Origin of the sequence: Kineococcus siccus (assembly GCF_009906795.1) — a bacterium.
Taxonomy (GTDB): Bacteria; Actinomycetota; Actinomycetes; order Actinomycetales; family Kineococcaceae; genus Kineococcus; species Kineococcus siccus.
Map to the genome: position 1 here is coordinate 1 of NZ_JAAALN010000020.1, position 17,654 is coordinate 17,654.

Genomic DNA, 17,654 nt, shown 5'->3' on the forward strand with positions numbered 1-17,654 from the left:
CACCCGGCCCGCCCTTCGACGTGCACGTTCGCGGCACCGTCTTCCTGGACATCGTCCTGACGGGGCTGGAGTCGGAGCCGCGCCTGGGCACCGAGGTCTGGACGTCGGGCATGGGCTCCTGCCCCGGCGGCATCGCCAACATGGCCACGGCGGCCGCGCGCCTGGGCCTGCGCACGTCCCTGGCCGCCGCGTTCAGCACCGACGCCTACGGCGAGTTCTGCTGGCAGACGCTGGGCGAGGGCGAGGGGGTCGACCTGTCGTCGTCGCGGCGCGTGGCGGACTGGCACTCCCCGGTCACGGTGTCGCTGGCCTACGGCGGGGACCGCGCGATGGTCACCCACGAGCACCCCGCCCCCGGGCCCGACCCCGCGGACGTGCCGCCGTCGCGGGCCGCGCTCGTGCACCTCGCCGCCGAGCCCCAGCCCTGGGTCGTCCAGGCCCGCGAGGCGGGCTCGATGGTGTTCGCCGACGTCGGCTGGGACGCCTCGACGCAGTGGTCGGCCGACGTCCTGACGGGGCTGGAGCACTGCCACGCGTTCCTGCCCAACCACGTCGAGGCGATGCAGTACACCCGCACGGACGACCCGCGGCGGGCGCTCGCGGCCCTCGCCGAGCGCGTCGCGGTGGTCGTCGTGACCCGCGGCCCGGGTGGGGCGCTCGCGGTCGACGCCTCCACGGGGGAGACCGCCGACGTCCCCGGCCTGGCCCTCGAGGCGCTCGACGCGACCGGGGCCGGCGACGTGTTCGGCGCCGCCTTCCTCACCGCGACGCTCGGCGGGTGGCCGCTCGCGGACCGGCTGGCCTTCGCGAACCTGTGCGCCGGGCTGTCGGTGCAGCAGTTCGGCGGGTCCCTCTCGGCGCCGGGGTGGGGGGACATCGCCGACTGGTGGGAGCACCTGCGCCAGGGCCCGCGCGGCGTCGCGACGGGAGAGCTGGTGCGCCGCTACGGCTTCCTCGACGACGTCGTGCCCGCGACGCACGCGCGCGCCGTGCGGCGCGCGAGCGCGACCCTCGCGGTGCAGAACGACCTGCCGCAGGGGCCCAGCGCACCGACGGGCGGGGCCGGGGGCCAGGGACCATCATCCTGAGCATGCCCGCGAGCACGACCAGGCCCGACCGTCCCGGCGCCCAGCAGTGGGTGCCCGCCGACGCCGACGTGGCGGCGCTGCGCACCGCGGCGGCGCAGTGCCGCGGCTGCGAGCTGTGGGAACCGGCCACGCAGGTCGTGTTCTCGGCCGGTGCCGAGCACGGGCGGCTGGCCCTGGTCGGGGAGCAGCCCGGCGACCAGGAGGACCGGCGCGGCGTGCCCTTCGTCGGGCCCGCGGGCCGGCTGCTGCAGCAGGCCGTCGAGGAGGCGGGCATCGACCGGTCCGCGACCTACGTGACCAACGCGGTCAAGCACTTCCGCTTCACGCAGACCGCGCCGGGCAACCGGCGCATCCACGCCAGCCCGGAGGCGGGCCACGTCACGGCCTGCCGGCCGTGGCTCGCCGCGGAGCTCGCGCAGGTCGACCCCGAGGTCGTCGTGTGTCTGGGCGCGACGGCCGCGAAGGCGCTGCTGCCGAAGGACTTCCGCGTCACCAAGCACCGCGGTCAGCTCTTCCGGCTGCCCACCTCGAGGGGCGAGAAGACGTTCATGGGCACGATCCACCCCTCCGCCGTGCTGCGGGTCCCCGAGGCCGAGCGGCAGGCGGCGTACGACGCGCTGGTCGCCGACCTCCGCACGGCCGGGGGCGCCCTGGCGTGACCCGGGGGACCCGCCGGGGTGTGTGAGCATGGAGGGGACATGCGCACCAGGGACACCAGCCGGGGGGCGCCGCCGTGCGCGAGCGCCGCGGGCCCCGTCGGCGACCGGCCGCGGAGCGTGCGGTGACCGCCGCCCGCCCGGTGCGCGGCGCGTGGCTCGTCTTCGGCGTCGGCGCGATCGCCTACGTCGTCACGGTGCTGAACCGGACGTCGCTGTCGGCCGCGGGGATCGACGCCTCGACGCGCTACGGCATCGGCGCGGGGACGCTGTCGAGCTTCGCCGTCCTGCAGCTGCTGGTCTACGCCCTGCTCCAGGTCCCGGTCGGCGTGCTCATCGACCGGTGGGGGCCGCGGCGCCTCGTCGTCATCGGCGCCGTGACCATGGCGCTGGGCCAGTTCCTGCTCTCCGTCAGCACCGGCGTCGCCGCGGCCGTGCTGGCCCGCGTCCTCGTCGGAGCGGGGGACGCGCTGACCTTCGTCAGCGTCCTGCGCCTGTGCACCAACTGGTTCCCGCCGCAGCGGGTGCCCGTCGTGACCCAGCTCATCGGCCTGTGCGGGCAGCTCGGGCAGGTCCTCAGCCTGGTGCCGCTCGTCGCGCTGCTGCACGGCGCCGGCTGGACCACGGCCTACGCGAGCGCCGCGTCCCTCAGCGTCCTCGCGGCGGTGCTCGCCGTCCTCGTGCTGCGCGACGTCCCGCCCGGGGCGGACGACCCCCGCACGGTCAAGGCGCTCGCCTCGGTGGCGAGCGACCTCGGGGCGTCGCTGCGCCACCCCGGGACGCGGCTGGGGCTGTGGGCGCACTTCACGACGCCCTTCTCGGGCACGGCCTTCGCCCTGCTGTGGGGCTACCCGTTCCTCGTCGCGGGCCAGGAGCTCCCGCCCCGCACCGCGAGCTCCCTGCTGACGGCCTACCTCGTGGCCGCGGCCGTGACGGGGCCCGTGCTGGGCCGCCTCGTGGCCCGGCACCCGCTGCGCCGGTCGTGGCTGGTGCTCACCATCGTCGCGGCGCAGGCGCTGGTGTGGAGCGCCGTCCTGGTGCTGCCGGGCCCCGCCCCGCTGCCGCTGCTCGTGCTGCTCGTCGTCGTCATGGGCACCGGGGTCCCGGGGTCGCTCATCGGCTTCGACTACGCGCGGACGTTCAACCCGGCCGACCGCCTCGGCGGGGCCACGGGGATGACGAACGTCATGGGGTTCACGTCCTCCCTCGTCGTGCTGCTCGGCATCGGCCTGCTGCTCGACGCCCAGGGCGCCGGCACCCCGGACACCTACTCCCTGGACGCCTTCCGGCTCGCCTTCGCGGTCCAGCTCCCGCTGTGGCTCGCGGGGACCGTCGGCATCCTCGTCAGCCGGCGCCAGACGCGGGCCCTGCTCGCGCGCGAGGGCGTCGTGGTGCCCCGGATGCGCGAGGCCGTCCGGCGCGACCTCGCCGTCCGGCGCGGCCGCCGCTGACCCCGCGCGACGGGGGCGACGGGGCGGGCGTTCCCGCGCGGGCACCCGCGTGGAAGGCTGCGCCCGTGACTGAGACGACGCAGAAGGCGCAGATCGGCGTGACCGGCCTGGCCGTCATGGGGCGCAACCTCGCCCGCAACATCGCCCGCCACGGCTACGTGACCGCCGTGCACAACCGGACCGACGCGAAGACGAAGGCCCTCATCGCCGAGTTCGGCCACGAGGGCACGTTCGTGCCGGCCACGACCGCGCAGGAGTTCGTGGACTCCCTCGCCTCGCCGCGCACCGTCATCATCATGGTCAAGGCCGGCGGTCCGACCGACGCCGTCATCGACGAGCTCGCGCCCCTGCTGAGCGAGGGCGACATCCTCGTCGACGGGGGCAACGCGCACTTCGCGGACACCCGCCGCCGCGAGGCCGCGCTGCGGGAGAAGGGCATCCACTTCGCGGGGGTCGGCGTCTCCGGCGGCGAGGAGGGCGCGCTGCTCGGCCCGAGCATCATGCCCGGCGGCAGCGAGCACGCCTACGCCACGATCGGGCCGGTCCTCGAGGACATCGCCGTCAGCGTCGACGGCACGCCGTGCGCCGTGCACGTCGGCCCCGACGGCGCCGGGCACTTCGTCAAGATGGTCCACAACGGCATCGAGTACGCCGACATGCAGCTCATCGCCGAGGCCTACGACCTCCTGCGCCACGGCCTGGGCCGCACGCCGAAGCAGCTCGCCGAGGTGTTCACGACGTGGAACTCCGGCGACCTGGAGTCCTTCCTCATCGAGATCACCGCCCGCGTGCTCGCGACCGACGACCCCACGCAGGACGGTGTCGCGCTCGTCGACGTCATCCTCGACGAGGCCGAGCAGAAGGGCACCGGGCGCTGGACCGTGCAGACGGCCCTCGACCTCGGCACGCCCGTCTCCGGCATCGCCGAGGCCGTGTTCGCGCGCGCCCTGTCCGGGCACGGGGCGCAGCGCCGCGCCGCCCAGGGCGTGCTGCCCGGCCCGGCGGACATCGCCGGGGAGGGCGAGCCCGGCGGTGAGGAGGGTGCGGGCGGCTTCGTCGCCGCGGCGGACGCGGACGCGTTCGCGGACGACGTGCGCGCCGCGCTGTACGCCTCCAAGGTCGTCGCGTACGCGCAGGGCTTCGACATGATCCGCGCGGGCAGCGAGGAGTACGGCTGGGGCATCGACCCGGGGGCGATGGCCACGATCTGGCGCGGCGGCTGCATCATCCGCGCCCGGTTCCTGGACCGCATCCGCGAGGCCTACGAGCAGCAGCCCGACCTGCCGTCGCTGCTGCTCGACCCCTACTTCGCGCAGGCCGTCAGCGACGGTCAGGAGGCCTGGCGCCGCGTCGTCACGCAGTCGGTGCAGGCGGGCATCCCCGCCCCGGGCTTCGCCTCGGCGCTCGCCTACTACGACGGTCTGCGCCGCGAGCGGTCCTCGGCCGCGCTGGTCCAGGGCCTGCGGGACCTGTTCGGCGCGCACACCTACAAGCGCGTCGACCGCGAGGGCTCCTTCCACGTCGAGTGGTCCGGCGACGGGTCCGAGTCGCGCGCCTGACCCGCGGCCGCGCCGCGGTCGTGCGGAGCCCTCCGCACGACCGCGGTGGGGACGGCGTCAGCAGAGCCAGTCGAGCACGGCCGCGGCCGTCCAGGACTGCTGCATGCTGCCCAGCGGCTCGCCCGTGAAGGGCTCGTAGTACTCGGCGAAGTCGCCCGCGCCCACCAGGCGCAGCCCCTCCTCGCGCAGCACGGCCGCGCGCTCGGCCCAGCCGCGGCGCGCGAAGGACCAGTGGAACAGCCACGCGACGACGGGCCACTGCGGTCCCCGCCAGTACTCGCGGGCCCGGAAGCCGTCGACCGCCGGGGACGTCGAGGGCGGCACCGCCGCCACGAGCCCGGGGTGCCCGCACCAGGCGTCGGACTCGAACAGCGCCAGCAGGCGCGCCTCCTCGGCGCGGCCCAGCCCGCCGCACAGCAGCGGCGCGAAGCCCGCCACGGTCGCCGTGGCGAGCCACTCCCCGGTGCGCACGTCGCGGTCGCGCGCCAGGCCCGTGCCCGGGTCGACGGACTCCGCGACGCCGCGGCGGAACCGCGCCGACCAGCCGCGCAGGTCGGTGACGTCGGCCGCGGGCTGACCGCGCTCCTCGCCGAGGTCCGCGAGCACGTCGCAGGACACGGCGAGCAGCGCGGAGACCAGCACGTCCTCGACCGCGAAGCTCATCGCGGCGTGCATGGCCGCGTCGTCGTAGCCGACGCGGCGCATCTCCTCGATGAGCCACAGGTAGCGGTCGTACTCGCGGTCGCTGGGCCGCACGGACGGGTCGCCCACGGCGTCGGTGTCGCGGCGCCGGTAGGGCGGCAGGTCGGGCCCGACCACGACGCGGGAGTAGGGGCCGTCCCAGCGCGGGGAGTTGTCCATCCCCGACTCCCACCCGTGGTGCAGGACGACGCGCCCCGTGCCGTCGGGGTCGCGGCGCTCGGCCAGCCAGCGGTGCCACGCGACGAGGGGGCGCCAGGCGCGGTCGAGGAACTCCCCGGCGGCGTGCCGGTCGGTGCGTCCCTGCCGGCGGGCGGCCTCGACGATGCGCTGGGCGGCGACGGCGTGCACGGGCGGCTGGCAGATCCCCGACGTCGCCGGGAAGGGCGGTGCCCCCGCGACGCCGAGGTGGCAGCCCCAGCGCTCCGGCCCGGGGAAGTAGCCCGTGGCCTCGGGCGAGAACACGATGTGGGGGATCATCCCGTTGCCCCACTGGGCGCCCAGCAGGGTGTCCAGCTCGGTGATGGCGCGGGGGACCGACAGCCGGGCCAGCCCGACCGCCACGAAGGCCGCGTCCCAGCTCCACATGTGCGGGTACAGCCGGGGCGCCGCCGAGGTCATCACGCCGAGGTCGTTGCCCCGCAGGACGTAGGCCGCGCGGGCCGCCAGCAGCTGCGACGTGAGCCGCGCGGGCCGGCGGGGGACCGGGGCCCGCCCGCGCGGCGGGACCTCGGTGGACATGCGGGGCCTCCTGATCGGGGGCGGGGCCGCCCCGCGACGATCACAGCGGACGGCCCGGCGCAGCGCAAGGGGCCGGGCTCAGTCCGCCCGGCCGGCGGCGTGCTCGGCCCGCACGCGTCGCACGCGGCGCAGCACCGCCCAGGCGAGGACCGCCGCGATCACCGCGTAGACGACGTAGTCGATGTAGTGCCCGTAGCGCTCGACGGCGGCGTACTGGGTCCCGAGGGCGACCCCCAGGCCGACGAGGAGCCCGTTCCAGAGGCCCGAGCCCAGCACGGTCAGCACCGAGAACTTCACGAGCGGCATGCGCGCGGCCCCGGCCGGCAGCGAGATCAGGCTGCGCACCCCCGGGATGAAGCGGCCCGTGAACACCGCGGCCGTGTCGTGGCGCGTGAACCAGTCGCCCGCCTTGTGCACGTCGGCCGCCTCCATGAGCGGGACGCGGTCGGCGATGCGGGCCGCGCGGTCGAGCCCCAGGAAGCGGCCCACCCAGTACAGGACCAGGGACCCCAGGTAGGACCCCAGGGTCGACAGCACGATGACCGCGACGAGCCCGATCCGCCCCTGCTGGACCTGGTAGCCCGCCAGCGGCAGGACGACCTCGCTCGGGATGGGCGGGAACACCACCTCGAGGAAGCTCAGGACCCCGACGCCGGGGGCCCCGAGGGCCGCGACGGTGTCCAGGACGAAGCCGGTGATGCCGCCGGCTCCGTCGCTCGTGGTGGCGGCCTGGAGCGCGAGCGGGCTCATCCGTGGGGGTCCTCCGGAGTCGTGGTCGTGGGTGGGGGGCCGGTCCCGGGCGCGCGGGAGCGCGGCGGGGCCGTCGGGCCCGCGTCGGTGACAACGGTGGCCCCCGCCGAGAAGTGCCGCGCGTCGGCGCCGACCACGACGCGGGCCGGGGCCGCACCGCCCGAGACCGCCCGCACGAGCGCCGCCTCGGGCAGCGGTTCCTGGGACGCCACCAGCAGCGCGTTGCCGTAGCGGCGGCCCCGGAAGACCGACGGCTCGGCCAGCAGGGCGACGGAGGCGAAGACCGACGCGGCGGTCGCGAGCTCGGCGCGCGAGTGCGGCATGGGCGGGCGGTCGGCCAGGTTGGCGATCCACAGCCCGCCGGGGGCCAGGACGCGGTCGACGTCGACGAGGAACTCGCGCGTCAGGAGGTGCGCCGGGACGGTGTCGGCGCTGAACGCGTCGCGCACGACGACGTCCTGGGTGGCGTCGGCGACCTTGGCGAGGCCCTCCCGGGCGTCGGCCACCTTCAGCTTGAAGCCCGCGGCGTTGCGGACGCCGAAGCTGCGGCGCACCAGGTCCACGAGCTGCGCGTCGACCTCCAGCACGAGCTGGCGCGACCCCGGACGCGTCGCCGCGAGGTAGCGCGGGAAGGCGCAGCCCGCCCCGCCCAGGTGCACGGCCGACACCGTCCGCGGCGGCGGGAGCACGGCGTCCAGCACGGCCGCGGTCCACTGCTGGTACTCGAACGCCAGGTGCGTGGGGTCGGCCAGGTCGACGTAGGAGCTGGGGACGCCGTTGACGTGGACCAGCCAGCCGTCGGGGTCGTCGCGGTCGCGCTCGAGGCGCGCGGTGCCGGTGCTGATGGCCGCCTCGCCCTCCGCGAGCCCGGCGGGCACGGGGGTGCGCGCGGTGCGGCGGGGGCGGGACACCGGACGATCCAAGCAGGTGACGCCGCGGGCCGCCCCCCACCCTCCGGCCGGGCGGGGAGGCCGGGGTCGGTCCCCGGGCGTTCAGTCCGGGGCCCGATCGGCCGAAGAGGTGACATGCCGACGTTGCTGCTCGTGGGGCTGCTGGCCCTCTTCGCCGTTCCGTACCTGCGCGACCGCCGCGCCCTGCGCCGCACCGCCCGCGTGGCGGGCCTGCCGACCGCCGACCTGCCCCCCGTCGCGTCCCAGTCCCGCGTGCCGCGCGCCTGGGCGCGCCGCCGCTACGTCGAGACGGGCGTCGAGGACGTGGCCGCCTTCCTGCGCGAGCAGGACCCCGCGCGCTGATCGCCGAGTGCCGTTAGCGTCGTCCTCCGGCCGCCCAGCCCGGGCCGCCAGGAGGAGGAACGATCGACGTGGCGCGCAGTGAACCGGCCGGTGGCCGGCCCGAGGTCCCTCTCGACACGCGGGCGGCGGTCCTCGTCCAGCGACTGCTCGCCGTCGGGATCGACGGAGCGGGTCCGTTCGCCTCGGCCGCCGAGGTCGCCCGCACGGCCAGGCTGCGCCACCCCAGCACCGAGTCCGCCGTGCACGCCGTGGTGCGCAAGCACGCCAAGATGGTCGCCGCCTCCGGCTTCGCGACCGGCGTGGGGGGCCTCGTGACGCTCCCCGTGGCCCTGCCCGCCAACGTCCTCGGCTTCTACGTCCTCGCCACCCGCGCCGTCGCGGCCATCGCCGAGCTGCGCGGCTACGACACCGCGCGTCCCGAGGTGCGCAGCGCCGTGCTGCTGACCCTCGTGGGCTCCGACGCGACCGACGTGCTGCGCTCGGCCGGCCTCCCCACGGGCGGCCGCGTCGCCGCCCTCGTGTCCCAGCGACTGCCCCCGGCGGTCCTCATGTTCGTCAACAAGGGCGTCGGCTTCCGCATGCTCGCCCGGATGGGCGCCTCGGGCCTGTTCCGCACGTCGACCCGGCTGGTGCCGGTGCTCGGCGGGGCCGTCGGCGCCGGGCTCGACACCCTCATGCTGCAGCGCATCGCCAAGCACGCCGAGCACGGCCTGCCGCCGCTGACGGGCGTGGTCGAGGCGTCCTGACCCGCGCCGTTCCCGGCCCGCACCGCGACGCCGACCGGGAACGCCGCACGGGAACGCCGCACGGGGCCGCCGACGTTCTCCCGGCAGCCCGTCCCCCGGCGGCCGCGCCCGCGGCCGCACGGACCGCCGTCCCTGGAGGCAGCTGTGGCCCGCGGAGCGACCCCCGTCCTGACCCCGGCCCGGCGCCGGGCCGCGTTCGGCGTCCTCTGGCAGACGCTGCGCAGCGGCACGCGGCCCGGCACCCCCGGCGTGGGGGAGCGCCTGACCTCGCTGCCCGCCATGACCCGCGACGCGCTCGCGGGTCGCTACGCGGGGCCGGGCCGCACGCGGCTCGGTCTCGCCGTCGCGGGGCTCGCCTACCTCGTCTCGCCGCTCGACGTCCTGCCCGAGGCGTTCCTGCCGCTGGTCGGACTGGTCGACGACGCCGTCGTGGCGGCCTGGGTCGCGGGGTCGGTCCTCGTCGCGACCGAGGACTACGCGTCGTGGCGCCGTGAGGCGCACGAGCTGGCGCCGGGCGCCCCCGAGCCGGACCCGCGCGGGCGCTGACGCGCCGCGGGGTCCACCGGGCCCTCGCCGACCGCACCTGGGGACGCGTGCCGCCGCAGGTCGCGGCGGCGGCCCAGAGTGCGTCCATGCCTCCCGCGCCGCCGCCCTCCTCGGCCGACCCGCCCGCTCGCGTCCTGACCCTCACGGGGCCCGGCGACCTGCTGGCGGCCCTCCCGTACCGCCTCGGCTTCCACCCGCGGCAGAGCCTCGTGCTCCTTGAGCTCCGCGCGACGGGTGCCGTCGTGGGCGGCGGGGCCCGGCACCGGCTCGGCGCGTGCGTGCGCGCCGACCTGCCCGTCGCGGTGGCGGAGGTGGACCGGGTGGCGCAGGCGGTCCTGGCCCCGTGGCAGCGCGGGACGGCCGCCGGTCCCGTCGTGCTGGTGGTCTACGCGGACGACGGGTCCGTCGGGGACGGGCCGGGCCCGGTGACGGCGCTGCTGCGGTGCGTGGAGGCGCTCCTGGGCCGGGCCGGCGTCGACGTCCACGACGTCCTGGTCGTCGGGCCGTTCGCGTGGCGGTCGCTGCGGTGCGCCGACGCCGGCTGCTGCCCGGCGCGGGAGCGGTCGGTCGCGCAGCTCGCGTCGGGCCCGGTCGCCGCCGAGGCCGTGCTGCGCGGGCTCGTGGCCGCCCCCTCCCGGGCGGCGCTCGCCCCGCTGCTCGCCGCCCTGCCGGAGGTGCGCGTGCGCTCCGCCCGCCGCGCCCTGAGCCAGGCGCAGCACCTCCCCTGGACCCCCGGGCGGCGCCGGGCCGTCCTGCAGCTGTGGGCGACGGTGCGGGCGCGCTACGAGGGGGACCACGGCGGTGCCCGGCCCGGTGACCTGCCGTCACCCGAGTCGTGCGGCCGGCTGCTGGCCGGGCTGGGCGACGTGGCCGTCCGCGACGCCGTCCTGCTCGACGCCGTGCCGGGGTCCCCGGCGCGCGCGGCCGCGGCCGGGCTGCTGGCCGGCTCCGGTCCGGGCGTCCTCGCCGACCGGCTGGCGCAGGCGCTCGCCACCGCTCCCGACCCCCGCCGGGCCGAGGCCGGCGCCCGGCTCGCCGTCGACCTGGCCCGCCACGCCGGGGCCGCCGACGGGTCCCCCGTCGCGGCAGCGGACGGCGACGGGGACGCGGACGGGAACGGGGACGCCGACGGCGGGGCGGGCGAGGGCGCGCTCGCCCACCGGTCGGCGGCGGGGGCCCTGGCGGTCGCGGCGTGGTCGTGGTGGTCGACGGGCGACGGGGTGCGGGCCGGTGGCTGCGCCGAGGCCGCTCTCGTGCACGACGCGCGGCAGAGCCTGGCGCTGCTGGTGGCCCGCGCGGTCGAGCAGGGTCTGCCCCCGGCCTGGCAGCAACCGCTCGGCCGGTCGCCGGGGGCGCAGGCCGCCCGGGTGCCCGGATGAGGGTGGGCGGCGCGTCTAGTACGGTCGCCGCGGCTGGCGCCGCGCCTCGTGCGCACGGCACGGCGCCGTCCGGTGGCAGGTCGTCGCCGGTCGTGATGCCGCTCCGGGAGGACGTGCAATGGGAATCGTCGTCGGGTACGTGGCCAACCCCGAGGGGCGTTCGGCGCTGCAGTCCGCGGGGGCCGCGGCCGTCCGCCTGGGCGTCAAGCTCGTCGTGGTGCACAGCCGCCGCTTCGGCAAGGAGGTCGACGCCGACGAGGGCAGGCTGCTGCAGGACGTGCACGACGGCGTCCGCGCGCAGCTCACCGCCGCCGGCCTGGGTCACGAGCTCCGCGAGGTGCCCGACTCCGAGGACCCGGCGGACGACCTCATCACCGCCGCCGAGGAGACGCAGGCCTCCCTCATCGTCATCGGGCTGCGACGCCGCACCCCGGTCGGCAAGCTCATCCTCGGCGCGAGCGCGCAGCGCATCCTGCTCGACGCGCCCTGCCCGGTGCTGGCGGTCAAGCCCGAGGACTGAGCCGACCCTCGGCGACCGGCCCGCGGGCCGGTCGCGGTGCTGCGGGGACCGTGGACCGCCGGCCGCCGCCGGGAGGCCCGGACGAGGCCCGCGGAGTGCTCCGGACGGGGTGCCGGGGGCCGCTGAGCGGGGCCCGCGGGGCGCCGCCTGCGCCAAGTGCGGCGTCGGCGTGCCAGAATGGCCGTTCGTCGTCCTCAGCGGGCATGTACTCCAGTCCGCCGGTGTTGACCTTGTCGGCTGCTGCCCTCGCAGCCTCGTTCCGCCCTCGACGAAAGGCAGTCCGTGTCGTCGGTACCGACCTCCCGGCCGCTCCCGCCAGAGTTCGCTCACGCCTCGTTCCAGCAGCTCTTGCAGCACGGCACCACCCACGGCTTCGTCGACGCCCACGCCGTGCGCACCGCGTGCGAGGACGCCCAGCTCCCGGTCCAGCGCATGAAGGCCGTGCTCCGCGCCCTCGACGACGCGGGCGTGAGCGTGAAGGTGGAGGAGGCCGCGCCCAAGCGCGCCGTCGCCGCCGCGTCGACCCGCCGCGCCACCTCGACCGCGACGGCCACCAAGGCGGCCCGCCCCGCCGCCAAGCGCGCAGCCGCCGCCGCCACGGACGCCGACGGTGCGCCCGCGCCCGCGCCCGTCAAGGCCGCCAAGGCGCCGGCCAAGAAGGCCGCGGCCAAGACCGCCGCCGCCAAGAGCGCCACCAAGCCCGCGGGTGACGAGCCCGCCGAGGACGAGGTCAAGGACGACGAGGCCGTCGCCGACGACGCGTCCGGCGACGACGCGTCCGCGGAGGAGAACGGCAGCGGGGCCAAGCGCACCGCCGGCGGCTACGTCCTGCGCGACGACGACGACGACGCCCCGGCCCAGCAGGTCGCCACCGCCGGCGCGACGGCCGACCCGGTCAAGGACTACCTCAAGCAGATCGGCAAGGTCGCCCTCCTCAACGCCGAGCAGGAGGTCGAGCTCGCCAAGCGCATCGAGGCCGGCCTCTTCGCCGAGGAGAAGCTGCACTCGGGCGACAAGATCGACCCCAAGTTCAAGCGCGAGCTGTGGTGGATCAGCGAGGACGGCCGTCGCGCCAAGAACCACCTGCTCGAGGCCAACCTGCGGCTCGTCGTCTCGCTGGCCAAGCGGTACACGGGGCGCGGCATGCTCTTCCTGGACCTCATCCAGGAGGGCAACCTGGGCCTCATCCGTGCGGTCGAGAAGTTCGACTACACCAAGGGCTACAAGTTCTCGACGTACGCGACGTGGTGGATCCGCCAGGCCATCACCCGCGCCATGGCCGACCAGGCCCGCACCATCCGCATCCCGGTGCACATGGTCGAGGTCATCAACAAGCTGGCCCGCGTCCAGCGGCAGATGCTCCAGGACCTGGGCCGCGAGCCCACGCCCGAGGAGCTCGCCAAAGAGCTCGACATGACCCCCGAGAAGGTCGTCGAGGTGCAGAAGTACGGGCGCGAGCCCATCTCCCTGCACACCCCCCTGGGCGAGGACGGCGACTCCGAGTTCGGTGACCTCATCGAGGACTCCGAGGCGGTCGTCCCGGCCGACGCGGTCAGCTTCACGCTCCTGCAGGAGCAGCTGCACTCCGTCCTGGACACCCTGTCCGAGCGGGAGGCGGGCGTGGTCTCCATGCGCTTCGGCCTCACCGACGGACAGCCGAAGACGCTGGACGAGATCGGCAAGGTCTACGGCGTGACGCGCGAGCGGATCCGGCAGATCGAGTCCAAGACGATGTCGAAGCTGCGCCACCCGTCGCGCTCCCAGGTCCTCCGGGACTACCTGGACTGAGCACCGGCGCACGCACGACGAAGGGCCCCGACCGCGGTCGGGGCCCTTCGTCGTCCGCGGGGGCACCGTCCACGGACCCACCGGGTCACGGGGGCGTCGGTGTGGCGGCGGTCCGCGCCGGGCGAGGCCGGTCCCGCAGCAGGCGGTTGGCGGGACGTTCGACGCCCCAGTGCAGCGCCGCGGCGCAGGCACCGGCCGAAACGGTCATCACCCCTGCGGTGAGCGCCCCGGGGGGCAGGTGCTCGCGGAGGTTGACGATCACGAGTTCGTGGACGAGGTAGAACGCGAAGGACACCTCACCGGCCGTCACCGCGACCCGTGACGTCAGCCACCCGGGGCGGCGCGCGAGGTCCCGGTGCGCCGCCCACAGCAGGACCAGGAGGAACGGACCGCTCATGACCACGTTGGGCAGGGGTGCGGGCGTGACCCAGCTGACCGCTGCCCCGGCGCCGAGCGCCCCGACGACGACCGCTCCGCGGGGCCGCGGCCGCCAGCCGTTGCGCACGGCACTGCCGGCGACCGCTCCCAGCACGAACTCCCCGAGGTGGACGGGAGGGAAGGAGAAGGCCAGGCCCGGCCGGACGAGAGCGGCCGCGGCCGCCACGAGCAGCAGAGCACCGCACAGCGCCCAGGTCCGGGGAGCCGCCGCACGGCGGACGGTGACGAGCACCGCGGGGAACGTCGCGTAGAAGAAGGCCTCGCAGCTGAGCGACCACGACACGCCGTTCATGCCGTACACCGTGGCCGGATCGGTCGACCACGCCTGCAGGAGCAGGACGTTCGGGGCCGCTGCGGTCCAGCTCCGGTCGACCGCTGCGACCGGCAGGGCCGCGGCCGCCAGCAGGGTCGTGACGTGGCTGGGCCAGGTGCGCGCGAACCGACGCCGCCAGAAGGTGCGGGCAGGCAGGCCGGCGCGCGTCCCCCAGGCCAGGACGAACCCGGACAGCACGAAGAAGAAGGCGACACCCGTGTACCCGACGCGTTCCACGACCTCCGGCACCCCGATGACGCCCCAGGTGCCCAGGTGGAACATGAGGACGGACGCCGCGGCGACGGCGCGGAGCGTGGTCAACCTCGGCAGCACAGCACCTCCTCGTGCTGAGGGCGGATCGCAGGTGAGAGGTCGCCCCGCGGGCGCCGCGACCTACGTCGCGCGGGGTTCGAGCCGGACCGGCAGGTCGAGGGCCACGACGCGCGGCGACCGCCGCCGGTCGATCCCCTCCACCGTGAACGGCAGCAGGGACGGTTCGTCGATGTAGTCGGCGTCGCGGTTGCCGATCCACAGTCCTGCGACGTGCTCACCTGCCGTGAGCACGGGGGGGACACGGAGGCTGGCCGTGTAGGCACCCTCGTCGCGGCGACGCACCTCGGTGTTGGGCAGCAGCTCGTCGAGCACGCGCGCCCCGCTGGGCCCCGTGACGATGAGGGCCACGTTCAGCTCGTGCACCGGTTCAGAGAGGTCGAAGTCGAGCGCCAGGTCCATGGGCTCGTCGCGCATGAGGACCGAGCCGGCGGGCCGGTCGGCCGGGGTGACGCGCAGGCGCCGCACAGAGACGGGCCCCCCGCGCACCACCGCGTCGGCGCCGCCCTGCGTCGCGGCGACCTGCGAGGAGGCCAGGTAGCTCCGGATCACGCTCCGCGTGTCGCCGTCGTCCCTGACCCGGCCCGCGTCCATCCACAGCGTCCGCTCGCAGAGCCGTTCCAGCGTCTGCAGGTCGTGGCTGACGAAGACGATCGTGCGGCCCTCGGCCTCGGCTTCGGCCATGCGTCCCAGGCACTTGCGCTGGAACTCGGCGTCCCCGACGGCCAGGATCTCGTCCACCACCAGGATGTCGGGTTCCAGGTGTGCGGCGACGGCGAAGGCCAGCCGCAGGTACATGCCGCTGGAGTAGCGCTTCACCGGGGTGTCGATGAACCGCTCCACGCCGGAGAAGTCGACGATGCTGTCGAAGCGGCTCCTGATGTCGCGTCGGCTCATCCCCAGGATCGCCCCGTTGAGCGCCACGTTCTCCCGCCCCGTGAGTTCAGGGTGGAAACCCGTGCCGACCTCCAGCAGTGCCGCCACCCGACCACGTGTGCGCGAGGTCCCCGTCGTCGGCGTCGTGATGCGCGCGAGGATGCGCAGGATGGTGCTCTTGCCCGCTCCGTTGCGCCCCACGATGCCGAGGGACTCACCGCTGCTCACCGTGAAGTCCACGTCCCGCAGCGACCAGAGGTCGGTCCGCGGCGACGGTGCGGCTCCCCGCGCCCGGCGGGCGAGCGCGCTGACCGCCTCCCGTGCCGTGGTGCTCCGCTCGCCGAGGACGTAGCGCTTGCCGACGTTCTCGAACCGGATCCGGGCCTCGCTCACACGATGTCCGCGAAGGCCTGCTCGGAGCGCTGGAAGTACCAGACGCCGCTGACCAGCAGGAGGAGCACGACGACGGCGCCGGTCACCACGGACCAGGTGGACGCCGGTGTCCCGAGGAGCACCCAGCGCCCCGTGTTGATGACCCCGGCCATCGGGTTGACGGCGTGCAGCCACTCGAGGCGACGGGGCAGGGCCTCGGTCGCGTAGACGACGGGGCTCGCGAACAACCACAGCTGCAGGCCCGGTCCCAGTGCGTGCTTGACGTCGCGGTAGCGGACGTTCAGCGCCGAGAGCCACAGGCAGACACCGGCGGCGGTCGCCACCAGCAGCAGGAGCCAGACCGGGGCGAGGAGCAGGTGCCAGGTCGGTCCGGCGCCGTAGGCGATCGCCAGAAGGGCGAGCAGGACCAGCCCCACGACCAGGTCGACCAGGGGGGGGACGAGGGCCGACACCGGCGCCACGAGGCGCGGGAAGTGCACCTTCGTGATCAGCGACGCGTTGTCGACCAGCACCAGGCTGCCCTGACTCACGACCGTCGAGAAGTACGTCCAGCTCACGAGGCCGGCGAGCGCGAAGAGGGGGTACGGCACAGTTCCCGTGTCGCTGCGGGCGATGTAGCGGAACACCAGGGTGAAGACGAGGACCGACGCGATCGGCTGGGCCGCCACCCAGAGCAGTCCGAGTGCGGCCTGCTTGTACCGCACGCGGAGGTCGCGCACGGCGAAGAACAGCACGAGTTCGCGGGCTGACCACAGAGCGCGAAGGGATTGGAACGGTGTGCCACGACCAGCTGAGTTCTCCGTCCAGGTCGCCGCGGGCGGAGAAGACGTCACGCCGTCATCCTAGGGGCAGTTCCTCCGCGGCACCGGCGCAGTTCCGTGCCCCGGAACCTTCAGGCGGCGGCCGTCCGTGCCGATGGGACCACCATGCGTCACGTCATCGCCTGCGTCATCCTCGCCGCCGTGGGCATCGTGTCGGGGCCGCCGCCCGTCGCCGCGGCCGCCGCGCCGACCGCCCGCACGCTGTCGCCCGGCGACTTCGGGGCGCGCGGCGACGGCGTCGCGGACGACACGGCGGCGCTGCAGCGCGCCCTCGACGCGCTGGCGCCGGGGGACACGCTGCGCGTCCCCCGCGGACAGGTGTTCCGGCACACCGACATCCTCACGATCCGCACTGCCGGCGTCCGCGTCACCGGTCCCGGCGCCCTGTTGGCCACGAACGAGGCCCGCTCCGAGGTCTTCGTCGACGCCGACCGCGTCGTGCTGGACGGAGGTCTGGTCCTGCGGATGGGCGTCACGACCCGCCGCTGGGACGCCTTCGAGCAGATGAAACTCCGGGTGGGCGGGCGCAGCGGGGTGGTCGTCCGCGACGTCACCATCGACGGCGCGGCCGCGGCGGGGTTGTACGTGGGTTCCGGCGCCTCGGGCTTCCAGCTGGACGACGTCCGCGTCCGCGGGACCCGGGCGGACGGCATCCACATCACGGGGGCCGCGCACGACGGCGTCGTGCGCCGCCCCGTGGTCGAGGGGACCGGGGACGACGGGGTGGCGGTCGTCTCCTACGAGAACGACGGTGCGCCCGTCCGCCGCATCACCGTCGAGTCGCCGAAGGTGACCGGGAACTCCTGGGGCCGGGGGATCAGCGTCGTCGGCGGCGAGGACATCACCTACCGCGACGTCCAGGTGACGCGGGCGAACGCGGCGGCCGTCTACATCGCCTCGGAAGGGGCACCGTTCCACACCTACGCCCCCCGGCGGGTGAGGGTGCTGGGTGGGGTGCTGGACGGGGCCAACGCGAACCCGACGGTCGACCACGGGGCCGTCCTCGTCTACGCGGGTCGTCCCGACATGACCCCCTCCGACGTCCTCGTCTCCCGCATGACGATCCGGAACACGCGCGTCGGTGCCTCCTGGCAGGTCGGCGTCATCGCCGACACCGGCGCGGGGGTCAGCGACGTCCGGTTCGACACCTTCGCGCTGCACGGCGGCGGCAACGCCTTCACCGCCAACGTGAGCGGGGGGTTCGTGCGCTCGAACTGGCGGGTGCAGGGCGAGCAGGTCGTCGCGGCGGTCGGGACGACGCCGATCGACGTGCCGCGCCGCGGTCGCGGCCGCCGCTGAGCGAGGCG

Annotated in this window: 17 protein-coding genes; 11 read left to right on the top strand and 6 right to left on the bottom strand. The window is 75.7% G+C overall.

The genetic code is table 11. The features are described from left to right. From GTR02_RS04535 to gndA, 4 genes are all read left to right on the top strand, one after another. Positions 1 to 1,088, top strand: a 1,088-nt coding sequence (locus GTR02_RS04535; protein WP_205708626.1) for a carbohydrate kinase family protein, incomplete at its 5' end; no start/stop codon positions are given. Positions 1,089 to 1,090: 2 nt separating this feature from the next. Next, positions 1,091 to 1,747: a UdgX family uracil-DNA binding protein gene (locus tag GTR02_RS04540; RefSeq protein ID WP_166606289.1), complete on the top strand. Its 657-nt coding sequence runs from the start codon at positions 1,091 to 1,093 to the stop codon at positions 1,745 to 1,747. A gap of 122 nt (positions 1,748 to 1,869) precedes the next feature. After that, positions 1,870 to 3,195, top strand: coding sequence for an MFS transporter (locus GTR02_RS04545; RefSeq protein ID WP_338073573.1), 1,326 nt, complete (start codon positions 1,870 to 1,872; stop codon positions 3,193 to 3,195). A 65-nt stretch (positions 3,196 to 3,260) separates the two neighbouring features. Beyond that, positions 3,261 to 4,754, top strand: coding sequence for an NADP-dependent phosphogluconate dehydrogenase (gene gndA, locus GTR02_RS04550; protein ID WP_166606290.1), 1,494 nt, complete (start codon positions 3,261 to 3,263; stop codon positions 4,752 to 4,754). 57 nt (positions 4,755 to 4,811) lie between these two features. Here gndA and ggh read toward each other — a convergent pair whose 3' ends face one another. From ggh to GTR02_RS04565, 3 genes are all read right to left on the bottom strand, one after another. After that, the gene (gene ggh / locus GTR02_RS04555; protein WP_240895057.1) at positions 4,812 to 6,194 is read right to left on the bottom strand and encodes a glucosylglycerate hydrolase; all 1,383 of its coding nucleotides are present in this window, start codon (positions 6,192 to 6,194) and stop codon (positions 4,812 to 4,814) included. Positions 6,195 to 6,272: 78 nt separating this feature from the next. Further along, complete coding sequence (locus GTR02_RS04560; RefSeq protein ID WP_166606291.1) at positions 6,273 to 6,944, bottom strand: DedA family protein; 672 nt, start codon at positions 6,942 to 6,944, stop codon at positions 6,273 to 6,275. Continuing rightward, the gene (locus GTR02_RS04565; RefSeq protein ID WP_205708627.1) at positions 6,941 to 7,855 is read right to left on the bottom strand and encodes a fused MFS/spermidine synthase; all 915 of its coding nucleotides are present in this window, start codon (positions 7,853 to 7,855) and stop codon (positions 6,941 to 6,943) included. Before GTR02_RS04565 ends, GTR02_RS04560 begins: the two co-directional genes overlap by 4 nt. A gap of 114 nt (positions 7,856 to 7,969) precedes the next feature. Between GTR02_RS04565 and GTR02_RS04570 the strand changes: the two genes are divergently transcribed. The 6 genes from GTR02_RS04570 (at position 7,970) to GTR02_RS04595 (ending at position 13,176) form a co-directional block, all read left to right on the top strand. Continuing rightward, positions 7,970 to 8,197: a hypothetical protein gene (locus GTR02_RS04570; protein ID WP_166606292.1), complete on the top strand. Its 228-nt coding sequence runs from the start codon at positions 7,970 to 7,972 to the stop codon at positions 8,195 to 8,197. Positions 8,198 to 8,265: 68 nt separating this feature from the next. After that, on the top strand, positions 8,266 to 8,943 hold the full coding sequence (locus GTR02_RS04575) for an EcsC family protein (protein WP_166606293.1): 678 nt from the start codon (positions 8,266 to 8,268) through the stop codon (positions 8,941 to 8,943). Between the two features lie 144 nt (positions 8,944 to 9,087). Beyond that, positions 9,088 to 9,489 carry a DUF1232 domain-containing protein gene (locus GTR02_RS04580; RefSeq protein ID WP_205708628.1) on the top strand — a complete coding sequence of 134 codons (402 nt, stop codon included), beginning with the start codon at positions 9,088 to 9,090 and terminating at the stop codon, positions 9,487 to 9,489. An 86-nt stretch (positions 9,490 to 9,575) separates the two neighbouring features. Continuing rightward, the gene (locus GTR02_RS04585) at positions 9,576 to 10,868 is read left to right on the top strand and encodes a DUF4192 domain-containing protein (protein ID WP_166606294.1); all 1,293 of its coding nucleotides are present in this window, start codon (positions 9,576 to 9,578) and stop codon (positions 10,866 to 10,868) included. Positions 10,869 to 10,986: 118 nt separating this feature from the next. Next, entirely contained in the window at positions 10,987 to 11,388 is a 402-nt protein-coding gene (locus GTR02_RS04590; RefSeq protein WP_166606295.1) for a universal stress protein, read from the top strand. Positions 11,389 to 11,670: 282 nt separating this feature from the next. After that, the gene (locus GTR02_RS04595; protein ID WP_166606296.1) at positions 11,671 to 13,176 is read left to right on the top strand and encodes an RNA polymerase sigma factor; all 1,506 of its coding nucleotides are present in this window, start codon (positions 11,671 to 11,673) and stop codon (positions 13,174 to 13,176) included. A gap of 85 nt (positions 13,177 to 13,261) precedes the next feature. On the opposite strand, the gene GTR02_RS04600 is transcribed toward GTR02_RS04595, so the two are convergent. The 3 genes from GTR02_RS04600 to GTR02_RS04610 all read right to left on the bottom strand — a co-directional run bounded on the left by GTR02_RS04600 (position 13,262) and on the right by GTR02_RS04610 (position 16,260). Then, entirely contained in the window at positions 13,262 to 14,248 is a 987-nt protein-coding gene (locus tag GTR02_RS04600; protein WP_166606297.1) for an acyltransferase family protein, read from the bottom strand. A 72-nt stretch (positions 14,249 to 14,320) separates the two neighbouring features. Continuing rightward, positions 14,321 to 15,526, bottom strand: a complete 1,206-nt coding sequence (locus GTR02_RS04605; protein ID WP_166606298.1) for an ATP-binding cassette domain-containing protein — start codon at positions 15,524 to 15,526, stop codon at positions 14,321 to 14,323. Further along, positions 15,523 to 16,260: an ABC transporter permease gene (locus GTR02_RS04610; protein WP_166606299.1), complete on the bottom strand. Its 738-nt coding sequence runs from the start codon at positions 16,258 to 16,260 to the stop codon at positions 15,523 to 15,525. The genes GTR02_RS04605 and GTR02_RS04610 overlap by 4 nt, the downstream gene beginning before the upstream one ends. 192 nt (positions 16,261 to 16,452) lie before the next feature. Here GTR02_RS04610 and GTR02_RS04615 point away from each other — a divergent pair, with 192 nt between their 5' ends. After that, positions 16,453 to 17,646 carry a glycosyl hydrolase family 28-related protein gene (locus GTR02_RS04615; RefSeq protein WP_166606300.1) on the top strand — a complete coding sequence of 398 codons (1,194 nt, stop codon included), beginning with the start codon at positions 16,453 to 16,455 and terminating at the stop codon, positions 17,644 to 17,646. Positions 17,647 to 17,654 lie beyond the last annotated feature (8 nt).

Bases quoted from the DNA above. Each gene is read 5' to 3' on its own strand.
- GTR02_RS04560 (WP_166606291.1), bottom strand. From the start codon at position 6,944: ATGAGCCCGCTCGCGCTCCAGGCCGCCACCACGAGCGACGGAGCCGGC.
- ggh (WP_240895057.1), bottom strand. From the start codon at position 6,194: ATGTCCACCGAGGTCCCGCCGCGCGGGCGGGCCCCGGTCCCCCGCCGG.
- GTR02_RS04570 (WP_166606292.1), top strand. From the start codon at position 7,970: ATGCCGACGTTGCTGCTCGTGGGGCTGCTGGCCCTCTTCGCCGTTCCG.
- GTR02_RS04590 (WP_166606295.1), top strand. From the start codon at position 10,987: ATGGGAATCGTCGTCGGGTACGTGGCCAACCCCGAGGGGCGTTCGGCG.
- GTR02_RS04585 (WP_166606294.1), top strand. From the start codon at position 9,576: ATGCCTCCCGCGCCGCCGCCCTCCTCGGCCGACCCGCCCGCTCGCGTC.
- GTR02_RS04615 (WP_166606300.1), top strand. From the start codon at position 16,453: ATGCGTCACGTCATCGCCTGCGTCATCCTCGCCGCCGTGGGCATCGTG.
- GTR02_RS04540 (WP_166606289.1), top strand. From the start codon at position 1,091: ATGCCCGCGAGCACGACCAGGCCCGACCGTCCCGGCGCCCAGCAGTGG.